The organism is Enterobacter sp. RCC_40 (assembly GCF_041360735.1).
GTDB classification, from domain to species: domain Bacteria; phylum Pseudomonadota; class Gammaproteobacteria; order Enterobacterales; family Enterobacteriaceae; genus Enterobacter; species Enterobacter ludwigii.
The window spans coordinates 96842-113019 of record NZ_JBFUPR010000006.1; the positions used below are offsets into that span (position 1 = coordinate 96842).

Genomic DNA, 16178 nt, shown 5'->3' on the forward strand with positions numbered 1-16178 from the left:
ACCTATAACTGAAATAAAGCGCTACACAACAACATCACGACAATCGTAATAACCATAATAATGGGGAATCTCAGGATGAATATGAAGGGTAAAGCGTTACTGGCAGGATGTATTGCGTTGGCATTCAGCACGATGGCACAGGCCGATATCAAAGTGGCTGTCGTGGGCGCGATGTCCGGTCCGGTAGCACAGTACGGCGACCAGGAATTTACCGGCGCAGAACAGGCGGTTGCAGACATTAATGCTAAGGGCGGCATCAAGGGCGAAAAACTGCAGATCGTAAAATATGATGATGCCTGTGACCCGAAACAAGCGGTTGCCGTGGCGAACAAAGTGGTGAACGACGGAATCAAATACGTTATCGGTCACCTGTGCTCCTCTTCCACGCAGCCCGCGTCTGATATCTACGAAGACGAAGGCATTCTGATGATCACCCCGGCTGCAACGGCGCCGGAACTGACCGCACGTGGCTATAAGCTGACCCTGCGTACCACCGGTCTGGATTCAGACCAGGGCCCAACCGCGGCAAAATACATTCTGGACAACGTGAAGCCGAAGCGTATCGCGATTGTTCACGACAAACAGCAGTACGGTGAAGGTCTGGCACGTGCCGTGCAGGATGGTCTGAAGAAAGGCAATGCCAATGTGGTCTTCTTCGACGGTATCACCGCCGGTGAGAAAGACTTCTCCACTCTGGTGGCACGTCTGAAGAAAGAGAATATTGATTTCGTTTACTACGGTGGCTATCACCCTGAAATGGGCCAGATCCTGCGTCAGGCACGTGCGGCCGGCCTGAAAACCCAGTTTATGGGTCCGGAAGGGGTTGCGAACGTTTCCCTGTCTAACATCGCCGGTGAGTCTGCTGAAGGCCTGCTGGTGACCAAACCGAAGAACTATGACCAGGTGCCTGCGAACAAACCGATCGTAGATGCCATCAAGGCGAAGAAACAGGATCCAAGCGGCGCGTTCGTCTGGACCACCTACGCTGCGCTGCAGTCTCTGCAGGCGGGTCTGAACCAGTCAGCCGATCCGGCTGAGATTGCCACCTGGCTGAAAGCCAACTCTGTCGATACCGTGATGGGTCCGCTTTCCTGGGATGCGAAGGGCGATCTGAAAGGCTTCGAGTTCGGCGTGTTTGACTGGCATGCTAACGGAACGGCGACCGACGCCAAATAAAAGCAAACGGCAACCTTTCGGTTGCCGTTTTAGTATTTGCACCCTCTCCTGTGGGAGAGGGGCGGGGGGAGGGCATCAGGCGGCATTCAGCAAACCTGACGTTTCTCCCACCCGTTTTCCTGCGCCGTAAACCCTAACGCCTGCATAAACGCCGCCATCACGCCGCGGTCTTCCACGCCCACGTCGGCCATCCACCAGGAGGTAACGTTCGGGTTTTCACGGATTATCTCTTCAATTAAATACTGCCCCACACCGCGACGACGGGTCACGTCACGTACGCGCAGTGAGTCCAGCGCCCCTTCGGTGCCGCTCAGGGTCACGCGAACCGCGGCGAGCAGACGCTCGTTAAAGCGTGCGGCGTAGATGCGGTGTGTCTCATCGACGCGGAGTGAAGAAGGGGAATATTCCGGCCAGATCTTGCCCAGGTCGATATGATCCTGGTCGCTAAAGGTCACCAGACGCACGATAGTCAGTTTCATTAGCTGCTTGTCCAAATCAAATTGAGTAGGGGCAGTGTACTCAATTTATTCCCTCAGCGGCTTCCTCTTTTTATCCCGGCTCACCAGGTGATTAGTTTTTTGGCAGCGCGAAGGGCAGTTTGAAAACACATGGATCGAAAAATAAGCAGAATTTTAACCTGAATGGCAGTGAATTATTCGGCGCTTTGTACCGTTATTTTATGCTGCAAACTGCAATTTTATTTGTTTATCTCTGCCTTGTTTCAGAATATTATCTTTGCTTAATCGCCTGAAAAATAGAGATTTTAGTCTGGTTTTTATGAAAAAACTGCGCTAAACCATTAAAGGCGCTGGTAAAAATAGCGTTGTGCATTAAAAGTACAGAATGCTTTTTAACCATAATAAAACAAAATATATACACGACATCACGAATGGGGATTCAGAGATGAAAAGGAACGCGAAGACGTTACTCGCGGGGATGGTTGCATTGGCGATTTCGCATGCAGCCATGGCGGAAGATATTAAGGTTGCTGTAGTGGGTGCGATGTCCGGTCCTGTTGCCCAGTGGGGGGACATGGAGTTCAACGGTGCTCGCCAGGCAATCAAAGACATCAACGCCAAAGGCGGCATCAAAGGCGACAAGCTGGTTGGCGTGGAATATGACGATGCCTGCGATCCCAAACAGGCCGTCGCGGTCGCTAACAAAATCGTGAACGATGGCATCCAGTACGTGATTGGCCACCTGTGCTCGTCGTCCACCCAGCCTGCGTCGGATATCTACGAAGACGAAGGCATTCTGATGATTACCCCGGGCGCAACCAACCCTGAACTGACTCAGCGCGGTTATCAGCACATCATGCGTACTGCCGGTCTGGACTCGTCTCAGGGACCAACCGCCGCCCGATACATCCTCGACACCGTCAAGCCGACGCGCATCGCCATTATTCATGACAAACAGCAGTACGGCGAAGGCCTGGCGCGTTCCGTTCAGGACGGGCTGAAAAAAGGCGGCGCGAATATCGTCTTCTTTGATGGCATCACCGCTGGCGAGAAAGATTTCTCCGCGCTGATCGCCCGTCTGCAAAAAGAGAATATCGATTTTGTTTACTACGGCGGCTACTACCCGGAAATGGGTCAGATGCTGCGTCAGGCGCGTTCGGTCGGGCTGAAAACCCAGTTTATGGGGCCAGAAGGCGTCGGTAACGCCTCCCTGTCGAACATCGCCGGGGACGCAGGCGAAGGCATGCTGGTGACGATGCCAAAACGCTATGACCAGGATCCTGCGAACAAGGCTATCGTAGACGCGCTCAAGGCGCAGAAGAAAGATCCAAGTGGTCCGTACGTCTGGATCACCTACGCGGCGGTGCAGTCTCTGGCAACCGCGCTGGATCGCACCGGCAGCAAAGAACCGCTGGATCTGGTGAAAGATTTAAAAGCACACGGGGCGAACACCGTGATTGGGCCGCTGAACTGGGATGAGAAAGGCGATCTGAAGGGATTTGAGTTTGGTGTCTTTAAGTGGCACGCCGACGGTTCGTCCTCGGTCGCCAAATAATTATCCCACCGCCCGGACCGCCGGGCGGGTATAAAAAGGTTTGCATATGTCCGAGCAGTTTCTCTATTTCCTGCAGCAGATGTTTAACGGCGTCACGCTGGGAAGCACCTACGCGCTGATCGCCATCGGCTACACGATGGTTTACGGCATTATCGGCATGATTAACTTCGCCCACGGCGAGGTCTACATGATCGGTAGCTATGTCTCCTTTATGATTATCGCCGCCCTGATGATGATGGGTATCGACAGCAGCTGGCTGCTGGTCGCCGCCGGGTTTGTCGGCGCGATTGTGATTGCCAGCGCCTATGGCTGGAGCATTGAACGCGTGGCGTACCGGCCGGTGCGTAGCTCCAAACGGCTGATTGCGCTGATCTCCGCCATCGGGATGTCGATCTTCCTGCAAAACTACGTCAGCCTGACGGAAGGCTCGCGCGACGTGGCGCTGCCAAGCCTGTTCAACGGTCAGTGGGTGGTCGGTGCCAGCGAGAACTTCTCTGCCTCTATCACCACCATGCAGCTGGTGATCTGGGTGGTGACCTTCGTTGCGATGCTCGCCCTGACGGTCTTTATCCGCTACTCGCGTATGGGACGCGCATGCCGTGCCTGCGCAGAAGATCTGAAGATGGCGAGCCTGCTTGGCATCAACACCGACCGCGTTATCGCCCTGACCTTTGTGATTGGGGCAGCGATGGCGGCGGTCGCGGGTGTCCTGCTGGGGCAGTTCTACGGCGTTATCAACCCGTACATCGGCTTTATGGCCGGGATGAAAGCTTTCACCGCGGCGGTCCTGGGCGGTATCGGCAGTATTCCAGGCGCGATGATTGGCGGCCTGATCCTGGGCGTGGCCGAAGCGCTCTCCTCCGCGTATCTGAGTACGGAATATAAAGATGTGGTGTCGTTTGCCCTGCTGATTCTGGTTCTGCTGGTAATGCCTACCGGTATTCTGGGTCGTCCGGAGGTAGAGAAAGTATGAAACCGATGCATTTCGCAATGGCGCTCCTCTCTGCCGCCATGTTCTTCGTGCTGGCAGGCGTCTTTATGGGCGTCCAGTTAGAGCTGGACGGCACAAAACTGGTGGTGGATACCGCCGCCGACATTCGCTGGCAGTGGATATTCATTGGCACCGCGGTTGTGTTTCTGTTCCAGATGCTGCGTCCTGTGTTCCAGAAGACGCTGAAAAGTGTCTCCGGTCCGAAATTCGTTCTGCCGGCTCTCGACGGCTCAACCGTTAAGCAGAAGCTGTTCTTCGTGGCGCTGCTGGTGGCTGCGGTGGCGTGGCCGTTTGTGGTCTCTCGCGGTACGGTCGATATCGCGACCCTGACCATGATCTACGTGATCCTCGGTCTGGGCCTGAACGTGGTGGTGGGGCTGTCTGGCCTGCTGGTGCTGGGCTACGGTGGTTTCTACGCCATCGGGGCCTATACCTTCGCGCTGCTGAACCACTATTACGGTCTCGGCTTCTGGACCTGTCTGCCGCTGGCGGGCCTGGTCTCCGCCGCGGCGGGCTTCCTGCTGGGCTTCCCGGTCTTACGCCTGCGCGGTGACTATCTGGCGATTGTGACCTTAGGCTTCGGCGAAATCGTGCGTATCCTGCTGCTCAACAACACCGAAGTGACCGGCGGCCCGAACGGGATCAGCCAGATCCCGAAACCGACCTTCTTTGGTCTGGAATTCAGCCGTACGGCTCGCGAAGGGGGCTGGGATACCTTCAGCAACTTCTTTGGCGTGAAGTACGATCCGTCCGACCGGGTGATTTGGCTCTACCTGGTGGCGTTGCTGCTGGTGGTGCTAACCCTGTTCGTGATTAACCGTCTGCTGCGTATGCCGCTGGGCCGTGCGTGGGAAGCGCTGCGTGAAGATGAAATCGCCTGCCGTTCACTGGGCCTCAACCCGACCCGCATCAAGCTGACCGCGTTTACCATCAGCGCCGCGTTTGCCGGTTTTGCCGGTACGCTGTTTGCCGCGCGTCAGGGCTTTGTCAGCCCCGAATCGTTTACCTTTGCTGAATCTGCCTTTGTACTGGCGATTGTGGTGCTCGGCGGTATGGGCTCGCAGTTTGCCGTTATCCTGGCGGCCATTCTGCTGGTGGTCTCCCGTGAGCTGATGCGCGACTTTAACGAATACAGCATGCTGATGCTGGGTGGTTTGATGGTGCTGATGATGATCTGGCGTCCGCAGGGCTTGCTGCCGATGACCCGTCCACAGCTGAAGCTGAAAAACGGGCAAGCGAAAGGAGAGCAGGCATGAGCCAGCCATTATTATCTGTTAACGGCCTGATGATGCGTTTTGGCGGCCTGCTGGCCGTCAACAACGTGAATCTGGATCTGCACAAGAAAGAGATTGTCTCCCTGATTGGCCCTAACGGCGCGGGGAAAACCACGGTCTTTAACTGCCTGACCGGTTTCTACAAGCCGACGGGTGGCACCATCAAGCTGCGCGACCAGCATCTGGAAGGGCTTCCGGGCCAGCAGATTGCCCGCATGGGGGTGGTGCGTACCTTCCAGCACGTGCGTCTGTTCCGCGAGATGACGGTGATAGAGAACCTGCTGGTGGCGCAACACCTGCAGCTCAAAACCGGTCTTTTCTCTGGCCTGCTGAAAACCCCGGCCTTCCGCCGTGCTCAGGATGAAGCGCTCGACCGCGCCGCCACCTGGCTCGACCGTATCGGCCTGCTGCAGCATGCGAACCGTCAGGCCAGCAACCTGGCCTACGGTGACCAGCGTCGTCTGGAGATCGTGCGCTGCATGGTGACGCAGCCAGAAATCCTGATGCTCGATGAACCGGCGGCAGGGCTTAACCCGAAAGAGACCAAAGAGCTGGACGAGTTGATTGCCGAACTGCGCGATCATCACGACACCACCATCCTGCTGATTGAGCATGATATGAAGCTGGTGATGGGCATTTCTGACCGTATCTACGTGGTGAACCAGGGCACGCCGCTGGCAAACGGGACGCCGGAAGAGATCCGCAACAACCCGGACGTGATCCGTGCATACCTGGGTGAGGCATAAGATGGAAAAAGCGATGTTAACGTTCGACAAGGTTAATGCTCACTACGGCAAGATACAGGCGCTGCACGATGTCAGCCTGCATATCAATCAGGGCGAAATCGTCACCCTGATTGGCGCGAACGGTGCGGGTAAAACCACGCTGCTCGGCACCCTGTGCGGCGACCCGCGCGCCACCAGCGGGCGGATTGTCTTTGATGGCAAAGATATTACCGACTGGCAAACCGCCAGAATCATGCGTGAAGCGGTAGCGATTGTCCCGGAAGGGCGTCGCGTCTTCTCACGCATGACGGTGGAAGAGAACCTTGCGATGGGCGGCTTCTTTGCTGACCGCGACCAGTACCAGTCCCGCATCAAATGGGTCTATGAGCTGTTTCCGCGTTTGTGGGAGCGCCGTATTCAGCGGGCCGGCACGATGTCCGGTGGTGAACAGCAGATGCTGGCGATTGGCCGCGCGCTGATGAGCCAGCCGCGTTTGCTGCTGCTGGATGAACCGTCGCTCGGTCTTGCGCCGATCATCATTCAGCAGATCTTCGACACCATCGAACAGCTGCGTAAAGAGGGGATGACCATCTTCCTCGTCGAGCAGAACGCCAACCAGGCGCTGAAGCTCGCCGACCGCGGCTACGTGCTGGAAAACGGCCACGTGGTGCTCTCCGATACCGGCGACGCGCTGCTGGCAAACGAAGCGGTGCGAAGCGCCTATCTCGGCGGCTAGATAAAAGCAAAAGCAAAAAGGCAACGTCAGTTGCCTTTTTTCATGCAGGGCACCAGACCGCACCGAACTTACCCCAACCGCCTTCACACAACCATCATCCGCCTGACGTTTTGTTGTCATCTCACTGTAAAGAAACAGTTATTTTTCTGTCATTCGAGCATGTCATGTTACCACGCGAGCATAAAAACGCGTGATATCGCGCATCCGGCACAATAAGAGAGATGACAATGACATCGTTACGACACACAGCTTTGGGTCTGGCAATGGGGCTGACTTTTGCGGCGAACGCAATGGCTGTCACCACCATTCCGTTCTGGCATTCCATGGAAGGGGAGTTGGGTAAAGAAGTTGACTCCCTGGCGCAGCGTTTCAACGACACCCATCCGGATTACAAAATTGTGCCGGTGTACAAAGGTAACTACGAGCAGAGCCTGAGCGCGGGCATTGCCGCTTTCCGTACCGGTAATGCACCTGCGCTGCTTCAGGTTTACGAAGTCGGTACTGCGACCATGATGGCCTCTAAAGCCATTAAACCGGTCTACGAAGTGTTTAAAGACGCAGGTATCAACTTCGACGAATCGCAGTTCGTGCCGACCGTGGCGGGTTACTACACCGATTCCAAAACCGGTCATCTGCTGTCTCAGCCGTTTAACAGCTCCACGCCGGTGCTGTACTACAACAAAGACGCCTTCAAGAAAGCCGGTTTAGATCCGGAACAACCGCCAAAAACCTGGCAGGATCTGGCGGCGTACACCGCTAAGCTGAAAGCGGCGGGGATGAAGTGCGGCTACGCCAGCGGCTGGCAGGGCTGGATCCAGATTGAAAACTTCAGCGCCTGGCACGGCCTGCCGGTGGCCACTAAAAACAACGGCTTCGACGGCACCGACGCGGTACTGGAGTTCAACAAGCCAGAGCAGGTGAAGCACATCGCTCTGCTTGCCGATCTCAACAAGAAGGGCGATTTCAGCTACTTCGGGCGTAAAGACGAATCCACCGAGAAGTTCTACAACGGTGACTGCGCGATTACGACCGCCTCTTCCGGCTCTCTGGCGGATATCCGTCATTACGCAAAATTCAACTACGGCGTAGGCATGATGCCTTACGACGCTGACGTGAAAGGCGCACCGCAGAACGCCATCATCGGTGGGGCGAGCCTGTGGGTCATGCAGGGCAAAGACAAGGGCACCTACAAGGGCGTGGCCGAGTTCCTCGACTTCCTGGCGAAACCAGAGAATGCCGCCGAATGGCATCAGAAAACCGGCTACCTGCCTATCACCACGGCCGCGTATGACCTGACCCGCGGGCAGGGCTTCTACAGCAAAAACCCGGGCGCGGATATCGCGACGCGTCAGATGCTCAACAAGCCGCCATTGCCGTTCACCAAAGGCCTGCGTCTGGGGAACATGCCGCAGATCCGTACCATCGTAGATGAAGAGCTGGAAAGCGTGTGGACCGGGAAGAAAACCCCACAGCAGGCGCTGGATTCTGCGGTAGAGCGCGGTAATCAGCTGCTGCGCCGCTTTGAGCAATCAACAAAGTCTTAATCATTTTACCCTCATCCTGTCCCTCTCCCTGTGGGAAGGGCTGGGATGAGGGCTACCTACGCTGAGCTAAACTATGTCCTCATCCCGTCCGGTGTTCCGTTCGCGCTGGCTGCCGTATTTGCTGGTCGCGCCGCAGCTGGTCATCACCGTTATCTTCTTTATCTGGCCTGCGGGCGAGGCGCTTTGGTACTCGGTACAAAGCGTCGATCCGTTTGGGCTTTCCAGCCAGTTTGTCGGGCTGGACAACTTTACCGCGCTGTTCCATGACAGCTATTACCTCGACGCCTTCTGGACGACCATGAAGTTCAGCGCGCTGGTCACTGTCAGCGGTCTTGTCGCATCGCTCTTTTTCGCGGCGCTGGTGGATTACGTGGTGCGCGGCAGCCGTCTGTATCAGACGCTGATGCTGCTACCTTACGCCGTGGCGCCAGCCGTCGCCGCCGTGCTGTGGATCTTCCTGTTTAACCCAGGGCGCGGGCTGATTACCCATTTTCTGGCGGAGTTCGGCTACGACTGGAACCACGCCCAGAACAGCGGTCAGGCGATGTTCCTGGTGGTCTTTGCATCGGTGTGGAAACAGATCAGCTACAACTTCCTGTTCTTCTTTGCTGCGCTGCAGTCTATTCCGCGCTCGCTGGTTGAAGCCGCGGCGATTGATGGTGCAGGGCCGGTCCGTCGTTTCTTTAGGCTGTCACTGCCGCTGATTGCCCCGGTGAGTTTCTTCCTGCTGGTGGTCAACCTGGTTTACGCCTTCTTCGACACCTTCCCGGTGATCGACGCCGCCACGGCCGGTGGCCCGGTGCAGGCCACTACGACGCTTATCTATAAGATCTATCGCGAAGGCTTTGCCGGTCTGGATCTCTCGGCATCCGCCGCCCAGTCGGTCGTGCTGATGTTCCTCGTCATCCTTCTCACGGTAGTGCAGTTCCGTTATGTCGAAAGTAAGGTGCGCTACCAATGATCGAGAACCGTCGCGGGCTGACGATGTTCAGCCACACCATGCTGATTTTGGGCATCATCGTCATTCTGTTCCCGCTGTATGTGGCCTTCGTTGCCGCCACGCTGGACACCAAAGCGGTGTTTGATACGCCGATGACGCTGATCCCAGGCGGGCATCTTTTCGAAAACATGAAAACCATCTGGACCCAGGGCGTGGGCGCTAACAGCGCGCCATTCTGGCTGATGATGCTGAACAGCTTCATCATGGCGTTCGGTATTACGGTGGGCAAAATCACGGTGTCGATGCTCTCGGCGTTCGCCATCGTTTGGTTCCGCTTTCCCCTGCGTAGCCTGTTCTTCTGGATGATCTTCATCACCCTGATGCTGCCGGTCGAAGTGCGTATTTTCCCGACGGTGGAAGTGATCGCCAACCTGAAGATGCTGGACAGCTACGCAGGTTTAACCCTGCCGCTGATGGCCTCGGCCACCGCCACCTTCCTGTTCCGCCAGTTCTTTATGACCCTGCCGGACGAGCTGATTGAGGCCGCGCGTATTGACGGTGCCTCGCCGATGCGCTTCTTCCATGACATCGTGTTGCCCCTGTCGAAAACCAACCTTGCGGCGCTGTTTGTCATCACCTTTATCTACGGCTGGAACCAGTATCTGTGGCCGCTGCTGATTATTCAGGACGTCAATCTTGGCACCGCCGTGGCGGGCATCAAAGGCATGATCGCCACCGGTGAAGGCACCACGCTCTGGAATCAGGTGATGGCGGCGATGCTGCTCACCCTTATCCCCCCGGTCGTTATCGTTTTAGCCATGCAGCGTGCGTTCGTGCGTGGTTTAGTGGACAGTGAGAAATAAGATGGCAGGTTTAAAATTACAGGCAGTGACCAAAAGCTGGGACAACAAAACCCAGGTCATTCAGCCGTTAACGCTCGACGTGGCGGACGGGGAATTTATCGTGATGGTTGGCCCGTCAGGCTGCGGCAAATCAACGCTGCTGCGCATGGTTGCCGGACTTGAACGTGTGACCAGCGGCGATATCTGGATCGATCGCCAGCGCGTGACCGAGATGGAGCCGAAGGACCGGGGCATCGCGATGGTGTTTCAGAACTACGCCCTTTATCCGCACATGAGCGTGGAAGAGAACATGGCATGGGGGCTGAAAATCCGCGGGATGGGCAAAAGCCATATCGATGAGCGCGTGAAAGAGGCGGCGCGTATTCTGGAGCTGGATGGCCTGCTCAAGCGGCGTCCGCGTGAACTGTCCGGCGGACAGCGCCAGCGCGTGGCGATGGGGCGCGCCATTGTGCGTGACCCCGCGGTGTTCCTGTTCGACGAACCGCTCTCAAACCTTGATGCCAAGCTGCGCGTGCAGATGCGCCTTGAGCTGCAGCAGCTGCACCGTCGTCTGAAAACCACCTCCCTGTATGTTACGCACGATCAGGTGGAAGCGATGACCCTCGCTCAACGCGTGATGGTGATGAACAAAGGCGTCGCCGAGCAGATTGGCACCCCGGTGGAGGTATACGAGAAACCGGCCTCCCGCTTTGTGGCGAGCTTTATTGGCAGCCCGGCGATGAACCTGCTGGAAGGGCGGATCAGCAGCGCCGGTACGCACTTTGAGCTGGAAAGTGGGATGGCGCTGCCCGTAAACGGGTACTATCGTGGCTATGCCGGGCGTAAGATGACGCTCGGTATCCGCCCGGAACATATTGGGTTAACCTCACAGGCGGAAGGCGGCGTGCCGCTGGTGATGGACACGCTGGAGATGCTGGGGGCTGACAACCTGGCGCACGGACGTTGGGGTGAACAAAAAATGGTGGTGCGTCTGGCCCATCAGGAGCGCCCTAAAGCAGGCAGCACGCTGTGGCTGCATCTGCCGGAAAATCACCTGCACGTATTCGACGGTGAAACAGGACAACGTATATGAGTAACTGGCCTTATCCCCACATCGTCGCCCACCGGGGCGGCGGTAAACTGGCACCGGAAAACACGCTGGCGGCTATCGATATGGGCGCGCATTACGGTCACACGATGATCGAGTTCGACGCCAAGCTATCGAAAGACGGCGAGATTTTCCTTCTGCATGATGACAACCTCGAACGCACCAGCAATGGCTGGGGCGTGGCGGGAGATCTGCCGTGGCGCGATCTGCTGAACGTCGACGCCGGAAGCTGGTACAGCAGCGAGTTCAAAGGCGAGCCGCTGCCGCTGCTGGCGGAAGTGGCCGACCGCTGTCGTCTGCACGGCATGATGGCCAATATCGAAATCAAACCAACCACCGGCACCGGGCCACTCACAGGTAAAGTCATTGCGCTGGCCGCGCGTGAGCTGTGGGAGGGCATGACGCCACCCCTGCTGTCGTCGTTTGACATTGATGCCCTGGAGGCGGCGCAGGCGTCCGTTCCGGCGTTGCCGCGCGGACTGTTGCTCGACACGTGGCGTGATGACTGGCGTGAGCTGACCAGCCGTTTAGGGTGTGTGTCGATTCACCTGAACCACGCGCTGCTGGATGAGGCGCGGGTGAACATGTTGAAAGCGGCGGGGCTGCATATCCTGGTCTATACCGTCAACAAACCCCAGCGTGCGGCGGAGCTGCTGCGCTGGGGGGTGGACAGTATCTGTACCGATGCGATTGACGTGATCGGCCCGAACTTTAATTCTGCGAAGAATTAAGCATCCCGCCATTCGACGGTGACTGGGACGGCAGCATATGCTGCTGTCCGCTGCCCGACGAGGTCATCCCGCCCAGCATCCCGCCGTTCGGGTTAGGCAGCGGCTGCTCACGCACCTGACCCTGCTGTATGCGCTGGGTGTTGGTGTTCATCTGGTTTTGCAGGCTTTGCTGCTGCACCTGGGTCTGCGTTTTCAACTGCTGGTTCAGCATCCCTTTCTGCTGTTGCTGCTGGCTCATCATCTCCGTTTGCATACGCTGCTGGCTTGGAATGACGTAGCCCTGCTGGTTCGGGTTGTTCATCGTATTGAGTGGCTGTGCGAGCGCGGCAAACGGAAGCAGCGCCGTAAGAATCAGTAAGCGTTTCATTGTCATCTCCTTCTTTTGAGGCTTCTCTTAAGTTTACCCTGATTTCACCATGACGATGATTTTTTAGGAGTTGTGAACCAGGCTTAAGCGGGGAATATGGCCCTCTTCACCTGGAGAACAATAATGATGAAACCAACGTTTTTTCGCTGGATAGCGATCGCCGCGCTGATGGCAGGCGGCACATTTAGCGTGGCGGCCAACCCGCCAGCGGCTCCGCCAGTTTCGTACGGCGTGGAGGAAGATGTTTTTCATCCCGTGCGGGCAACGCACGGTATGGTGGCGTCGGTGGATGCGCTGGCAACGAAAGTGGGCGTCGATATTCTCCGGCAGGGCGGTAATGCGGTGGATGCGGCAGTCGCGGTGGGCTATGCGCTGGCGGTGACGCATCCGCAGGCGGGGAACCTGGGCGGCGGCGGCTTTATGATGCTGCGGACCAAAGACGGCAAAACCACCGCCATCGACTTCCGTGAGATGGCCCCCGGACAGGCTTCCCGCGATATGTTCCTTGACGATCAAGGCAACCCGGACAGCAAAAAATCCCTGACCTCGCATCTCGCCTCCGGTACGCCGGGCACCGTCGCAGGCTTCTCCCTGGCGCTGGAAAAATATGGCACCCTGCCGCTCAACAAAGTGGTACAGCCTGCGATTAAGCTCGCCCGCGAAGGTTTTGTGGTGAATGACGCCCTGGCTGACGATCTTAAAACCTATGGCAGCGAAGTGATTCCGAATCACGAAAACAGCAAGGCTATCTTCTGGAAAGACGGCGAACCGCTGAAGAAGGGCGATAAGCTGGTGCAGAAGAACCTGGCAAAAAGTCTGGAGCTGATTGCGGAGCACGGCCCGGATGCGTTCTACAAAGGGGCGATTGCCGACCAGATTGCCGAAGAGATGCAAAAGAACGGTGGGCTTATCACCAAAGCGGATCTCGCGGAGTACAAGGCCGTCGAGCGTGAGCCGATTCACGGAAGCTATCGCGGCTATGACGTTTTCTCAATGCCACCTCCGTCTTCCGGCGGCATTCACATCGTGCAGATCCTTAACATTCTTGAAAACTTCGATATGCACAAGTTCGGCTTCGGCAGCGCGGATGCCATGCAGGTGATGGCAGAGGCGGAAAAACGCGCCTACGCCGACCGTTCAGAATACCTGGGCGACCCGGACTTCGTGAAGGTGCCGTGGCAGGCGCTGACCAATAAAGCTTATGCTAAATCGATTGCTGATGAGATTGACATCAACAAAGCCAAACCGTCGAGCGAGATCCGCCCGGGCAAGCTGGCACCGTATGAGAGCAACCAGACCACCCACTTCTCGGTGGTGGATAAAGACGGTAACGCGGTGGCGGTGACCTATACCCTCAACACCACCTTTGGTACAGGCATCGTGGCAGGCAATAGCGGGATTCTGCTCAATAACGAGATGGATGACTTCTCGGCCAAACCGGGCGTGCCGAACGTCTACGGGCTGGTAGGTGGGGATGCAAATGCGGTCGGGCCGAAGAAGCGTCCGCTGTCGTCCATGTCGCCTACCATCGTGGTCAAAGACGGTAAAACCTGGCTGGTGACTGGTAGCCCTGGCGGCAGCCGTATTATCACCACGGTGCTGCAGATGGTGGTGAACAGCATCGACTTTGGAATGAATGTCGCCGAAGCGACGAATGCACCACGTTTCCATCATCAATGGCTGCCGGACGAGCTGCGTGTTGAGAAGGGCTTTAGCCCGGACACCTTAAAACTGCTGGAGCAGCGCGGACAGAAGGTGGCGCTGAAAGAGGCAATGGGCAGCACCCAGAGCATTATGGTCGGCCCGGACGGCACGCTGTTTGGGGCCTCGGATCCGCGTTCGGTGGATGATTTGACGGCGGGGTTCTGATTTTGTTGCCCGGTAAGCGTCGCGCTACCGGGCAATTTATCACTTCAGCCGCGCCATGTAATACGCGTCCACATAGTCGCCGTTACGCAGGGCGAAGTTCCTGCCGGTCCCTTCGATTTCAAACCCAAACTTCTTATACAGCGCCAGTGCCGCAGGGTTATCCGCAAAAACCGTGAGCTCAATGCGTTCAATGCGCAACCAGTTGTCGCAGAGATTGACCATTTCGCGCATGAGCGCACGACCCACACCGCGTCCCTGTACATCAGCGGCCACGCTAATGCCGAACGTTGCAACGTGGCTGCGGCGGGGATTTTCCATCACATCGAGTGCCATATGGCCAACCACTCGCTGGTCAAGACAGGCGACGAGATGCCGTCTTCCCGGTTTCGTCGCGACCCGGTCATGCCACATATCCATTGAGGGATGGGGAAGTTGTAGCGTGTCGTGATACACCCCAGGATGCGACATAATGTCACGTAACGCTTCTGCATCGCGGGCTTCGATATGGCGTATCACAATCTCACTCATTCCTTCATCCTCAGTCAGTTAAACGTCCATTCCAACATCAGTGAGATTAAAATTTGAGTCAACTGCTAATTTTTGCAAAAAAGATTGGACAAGTGCGAATGAGAATGATTATTATTGCTCTGCGTTCAGGAAGACCACGACGGGAACCTGAAAGCACGACATTGCTCACATTGCTTCCAGTATTACTTTAGCCAGCTTTTAGCTGGCTTTTTTTTGTTATGGTTAGACTCAATCACCTTCCAAAAGGACTGAGCCATGACACTACATTGCGCATTTATTGGATTTGGTAAAAGTACGACCCGCTATCATCTACCGTATGTCCTCAACCGCAAAGACAGCTGGCACGTTGCCCATATCTACCGGCGTCGCGCGAAGCCGGAAGAGCAGTCTCCCCAGTACTCCCATATTCATTTCACCTGCGATCTTGATGAGGTCCTCAACGATCCGCAGGTCAAACTGGTGATTGTCTGTACCCACGCTGACAGCCATTTCGAGTACGCAAAACGCGCGCTGGAGGCGGGCAAAAACGTGCTGGTGGAAAAGCCGTTTACCCCGACAATGACAGAGGCGAAAACGTTGTTTGACCTGGCGAAGCGCAAAGGGCTGACCGTCACGCCGTACCAAAACCGACGCTTTGACAGCTGCTTCCTGACGGCAAAAAAAGTGATTGAGAGCGGTAAACTGGGTGACATCGTCGAGATTGAAAGCCACTTTGATTACTACCGCCCGGTGGCCGAAACGCATCCCGGCCTGCCGCAGGATGGCTCATTCTATGGTCTGGGCGTGCATACGCTCGATCAAATCATCTCTCTGTTTGGCCGACCGGACCACATGGCGTACGACATCCGCAGCCTGCGCAACAAAGCCAATCCGGATGACACCTTCGAAGCCCAGCTGTTTTACGGCGACCTGAAAGCCATCGTCAAAACCAGCCATCTGGTGAAAATTGACTACCCGAAATTTATCGTTCACGGCACCCGAGGCTCGTTTATCAAATACGGTATTGACCAACAGGAGACCAGCCTGAAGGCCAATATTATGCCCGGTGAGCCGGGCTTTGCGGCGGATGACTCCGTGGGCGTGCTGGAGTACGTCAACGCAGAGGGAATCACCGTTAAAGAGGACGTGAAACCCGAAGCGGGTGACTATGGCCGCGTTTACGATGCGCTGTATGAGACCCTGACTAACGGTGCGCCCAATTACGTCAAGGAATCTGAAGTTATGACCAATCTCGAACTCCTTGAACGGGCCTTCGAACAGGCCTCTCCTGCCACGATAACCCTCGCCAGATAAGAAATTATGACTCCTCTTTGCTTGTTCTAAATTTTTGAACA

16 protein-coding genes are annotated in these 16178 nt (G+C 56.5%); 13 read left to right on the forward strand and 3 right to left on the reverse strand.

What is annotated here, in order from left to right:
* Positions 1–75: 75 nt before the first annotated feature.
* Complete coding sequence (livJ, locus tag AB6731_RS18630; protein WP_072126534.1) at positions 76–1176, forward strand: branched chain amino acid ABC transporter substrate-binding protein LivJ; 1101 nt, start codon at positions 76–78, stop codon at positions 1174–1176.
* An 86-nt stretch (positions 1177–1262) separates the two neighbouring features.
* On the opposite strand, the gene panM is transcribed toward livJ, so the two are convergent.
* Positions 1263–1655: an aspartate 1-decarboxylase autocleavage activator PanM gene (gene panM / locus AB6731_RS18635; RefSeq protein ID WP_020884545.1), complete on the reverse strand. Its 393-nt coding sequence runs from the start codon at positions 1653–1655 to the stop codon at positions 1263–1265.
* Between the two features lie 424 nt (positions 1656–2079).
* On the opposite strand from panM, the gene livK reads away from it, so the two are divergent.
* From livK to ugpQ, 10 genes are all read left to right on the forward strand, one after another.
* Complete coding sequence (livK, locus tag AB6731_RS18640; protein ID WP_049022901.1) at positions 2080–3189, forward strand: high-affinity branched-chain amino acid ABC transporter substrate-binding protein LivK; 1110 nt, start codon at positions 2080–2082, stop codon at positions 3187–3189.
* Between the two features lie 46 nt (positions 3190–3235).
* Positions 3236–4162: a high-affinity branched-chain amino acid ABC transporter permease LivH gene (gene livH / locus AB6731_RS18645; RefSeq protein ID WP_020884547.1), complete on the forward strand. Its 927-nt coding sequence runs from the start codon at positions 3236–3238 to the stop codon at positions 4160–4162.
* A complete protein-coding gene (gene livM / locus AB6731_RS18650) occupies positions 4159–5436 on the forward strand; it encodes a branched chain amino acid ABC transporter permease LivM (RefSeq protein WP_014172003.1) in 1278 nt (425 codons plus the stop codon). The genes livH and livM overlap by 4 nt, the downstream gene beginning before the upstream one ends.
* Positions 5433–6200, forward strand: a complete 768-nt coding sequence (gene livG, locus AB6731_RS18655; RefSeq protein ID WP_014172002.1) for a high-affinity branched-chain amino acid ABC transporter ATP-binding protein LivG — start codon at positions 5433–5435, stop codon at positions 6198–6200. Before livM ends, livG begins: the two co-directional genes overlap by 4 nt.
* Before the next feature lies 1 nt (position 6201).
* A complete protein-coding gene (livF, locus tag AB6731_RS18660; RefSeq protein WP_020884549.1) occupies positions 6202–6915 on the forward strand; it encodes a high-affinity branched-chain amino acid ABC transporter ATP-binding protein LivF in 714 nt (237 codons plus the stop codon).
* Positions 6916–7142: 227 nt separating this feature from the next.
* On the forward strand, positions 7143–8459 hold the full coding sequence (gene ugpB / locus AB6731_RS18665; RefSeq protein WP_371006653.1) for a sn-glycerol-3-phosphate ABC transporter substrate-binding protein UgpB: 1317 nt from the start codon (positions 7143–7145) through the stop codon (positions 8457–8459).
* A 73-nt stretch (positions 8460–8532) separates the two neighbouring features.
* Complete coding sequence (gene ugpA, locus AB6731_RS18670; RefSeq protein ID WP_014171998.1) at positions 8533–9420, forward strand: sn-glycerol-3-phosphate ABC transporter permease UgpA; 888 nt, start codon at positions 8533–8535, stop codon at positions 9418–9420.
* The gene (gene ugpE / locus AB6731_RS18675) at positions 9417–10262 is read left to right on the forward strand and encodes a sn-glycerol-3-phosphate ABC transporter permease UgpE (protein WP_371006654.1); all 846 of its coding nucleotides are present in this window, start codon (positions 9417–9419) and stop codon (positions 10260–10262) included. The genes ugpA and ugpE overlap by 4 nt, the downstream gene beginning before the upstream one ends.
* A 1-nt stretch (position 10263) precedes the next feature.
* Positions 10264–11334: a sn-glycerol-3-phosphate import ATP-binding protein UgpC gene (locus AB6731_RS18680; protein ID WP_020884551.1), complete on the forward strand. Its 1071-nt coding sequence runs from the start codon at positions 10264–10266 to the stop codon at positions 11332–11334.
* Positions 11331–12080 (forward strand): glycerophosphodiester phosphodiesterase, encoded by a 750-nt coding sequence (ugpQ, locus tag AB6731_RS18685; RefSeq protein ID WP_025202843.1) that lies wholly within the window; start codon positions 11331–11333, stop codon positions 12078–12080. Before AB6731_RS18680 ends, ugpQ begins: the two co-directional genes overlap by 4 nt.
* Here the strand turns inward: ugpQ and AB6731_RS18690 are convergent.
* Positions 12061–12447, reverse strand: a complete 387-nt coding sequence (locus AB6731_RS18690; protein WP_025202844.1) for a DUF2756 family protein — start codon at positions 12445–12447, stop codon at positions 12061–12063. The two genes, ugpQ and AB6731_RS18690, sit on opposite strands and share 20 nt — an antisense overlap.
* Positions 12448–12573: 126 nt before the next feature.
* Here AB6731_RS18690 and ggt point away from each other — a divergent pair, with 126 nt between their 5' ends.
* Positions 12574–14316, forward strand: coding sequence for a gamma-glutamyltransferase (gene ggt, locus AB6731_RS18695; RefSeq protein WP_371006673.1), 1743 nt, complete (start codon positions 12574–12576; stop codon positions 14314–14316).
* A 39-nt stretch (positions 14317–14355) separates the two neighbouring features.
* Here ggt and yhhY read toward each other — a convergent pair whose 3' ends face one another.
* Positions 14356–14844: an N-acetyltransferase gene (gene yhhY / locus AB6731_RS18700; protein WP_014171992.1), complete on the reverse strand. Its 489-nt coding sequence runs from the start codon at positions 14842–14844 to the stop codon at positions 14356–14358.
* Between the two features lie 255 nt (positions 14845–15099).
* On the opposite strand from yhhY, the gene AB6731_RS18705 reads away from it, so the two are divergent.
* Positions 15100–16137: an oxidoreductase gene (locus AB6731_RS18705; RefSeq protein WP_371006655.1), complete on the forward strand. Its 1038-nt coding sequence runs from the start codon at positions 15100–15102 to the stop codon at positions 16135–16137.
* The last annotated feature ends 41 nt before the right edge of the window (positions 16138–16178 follow it).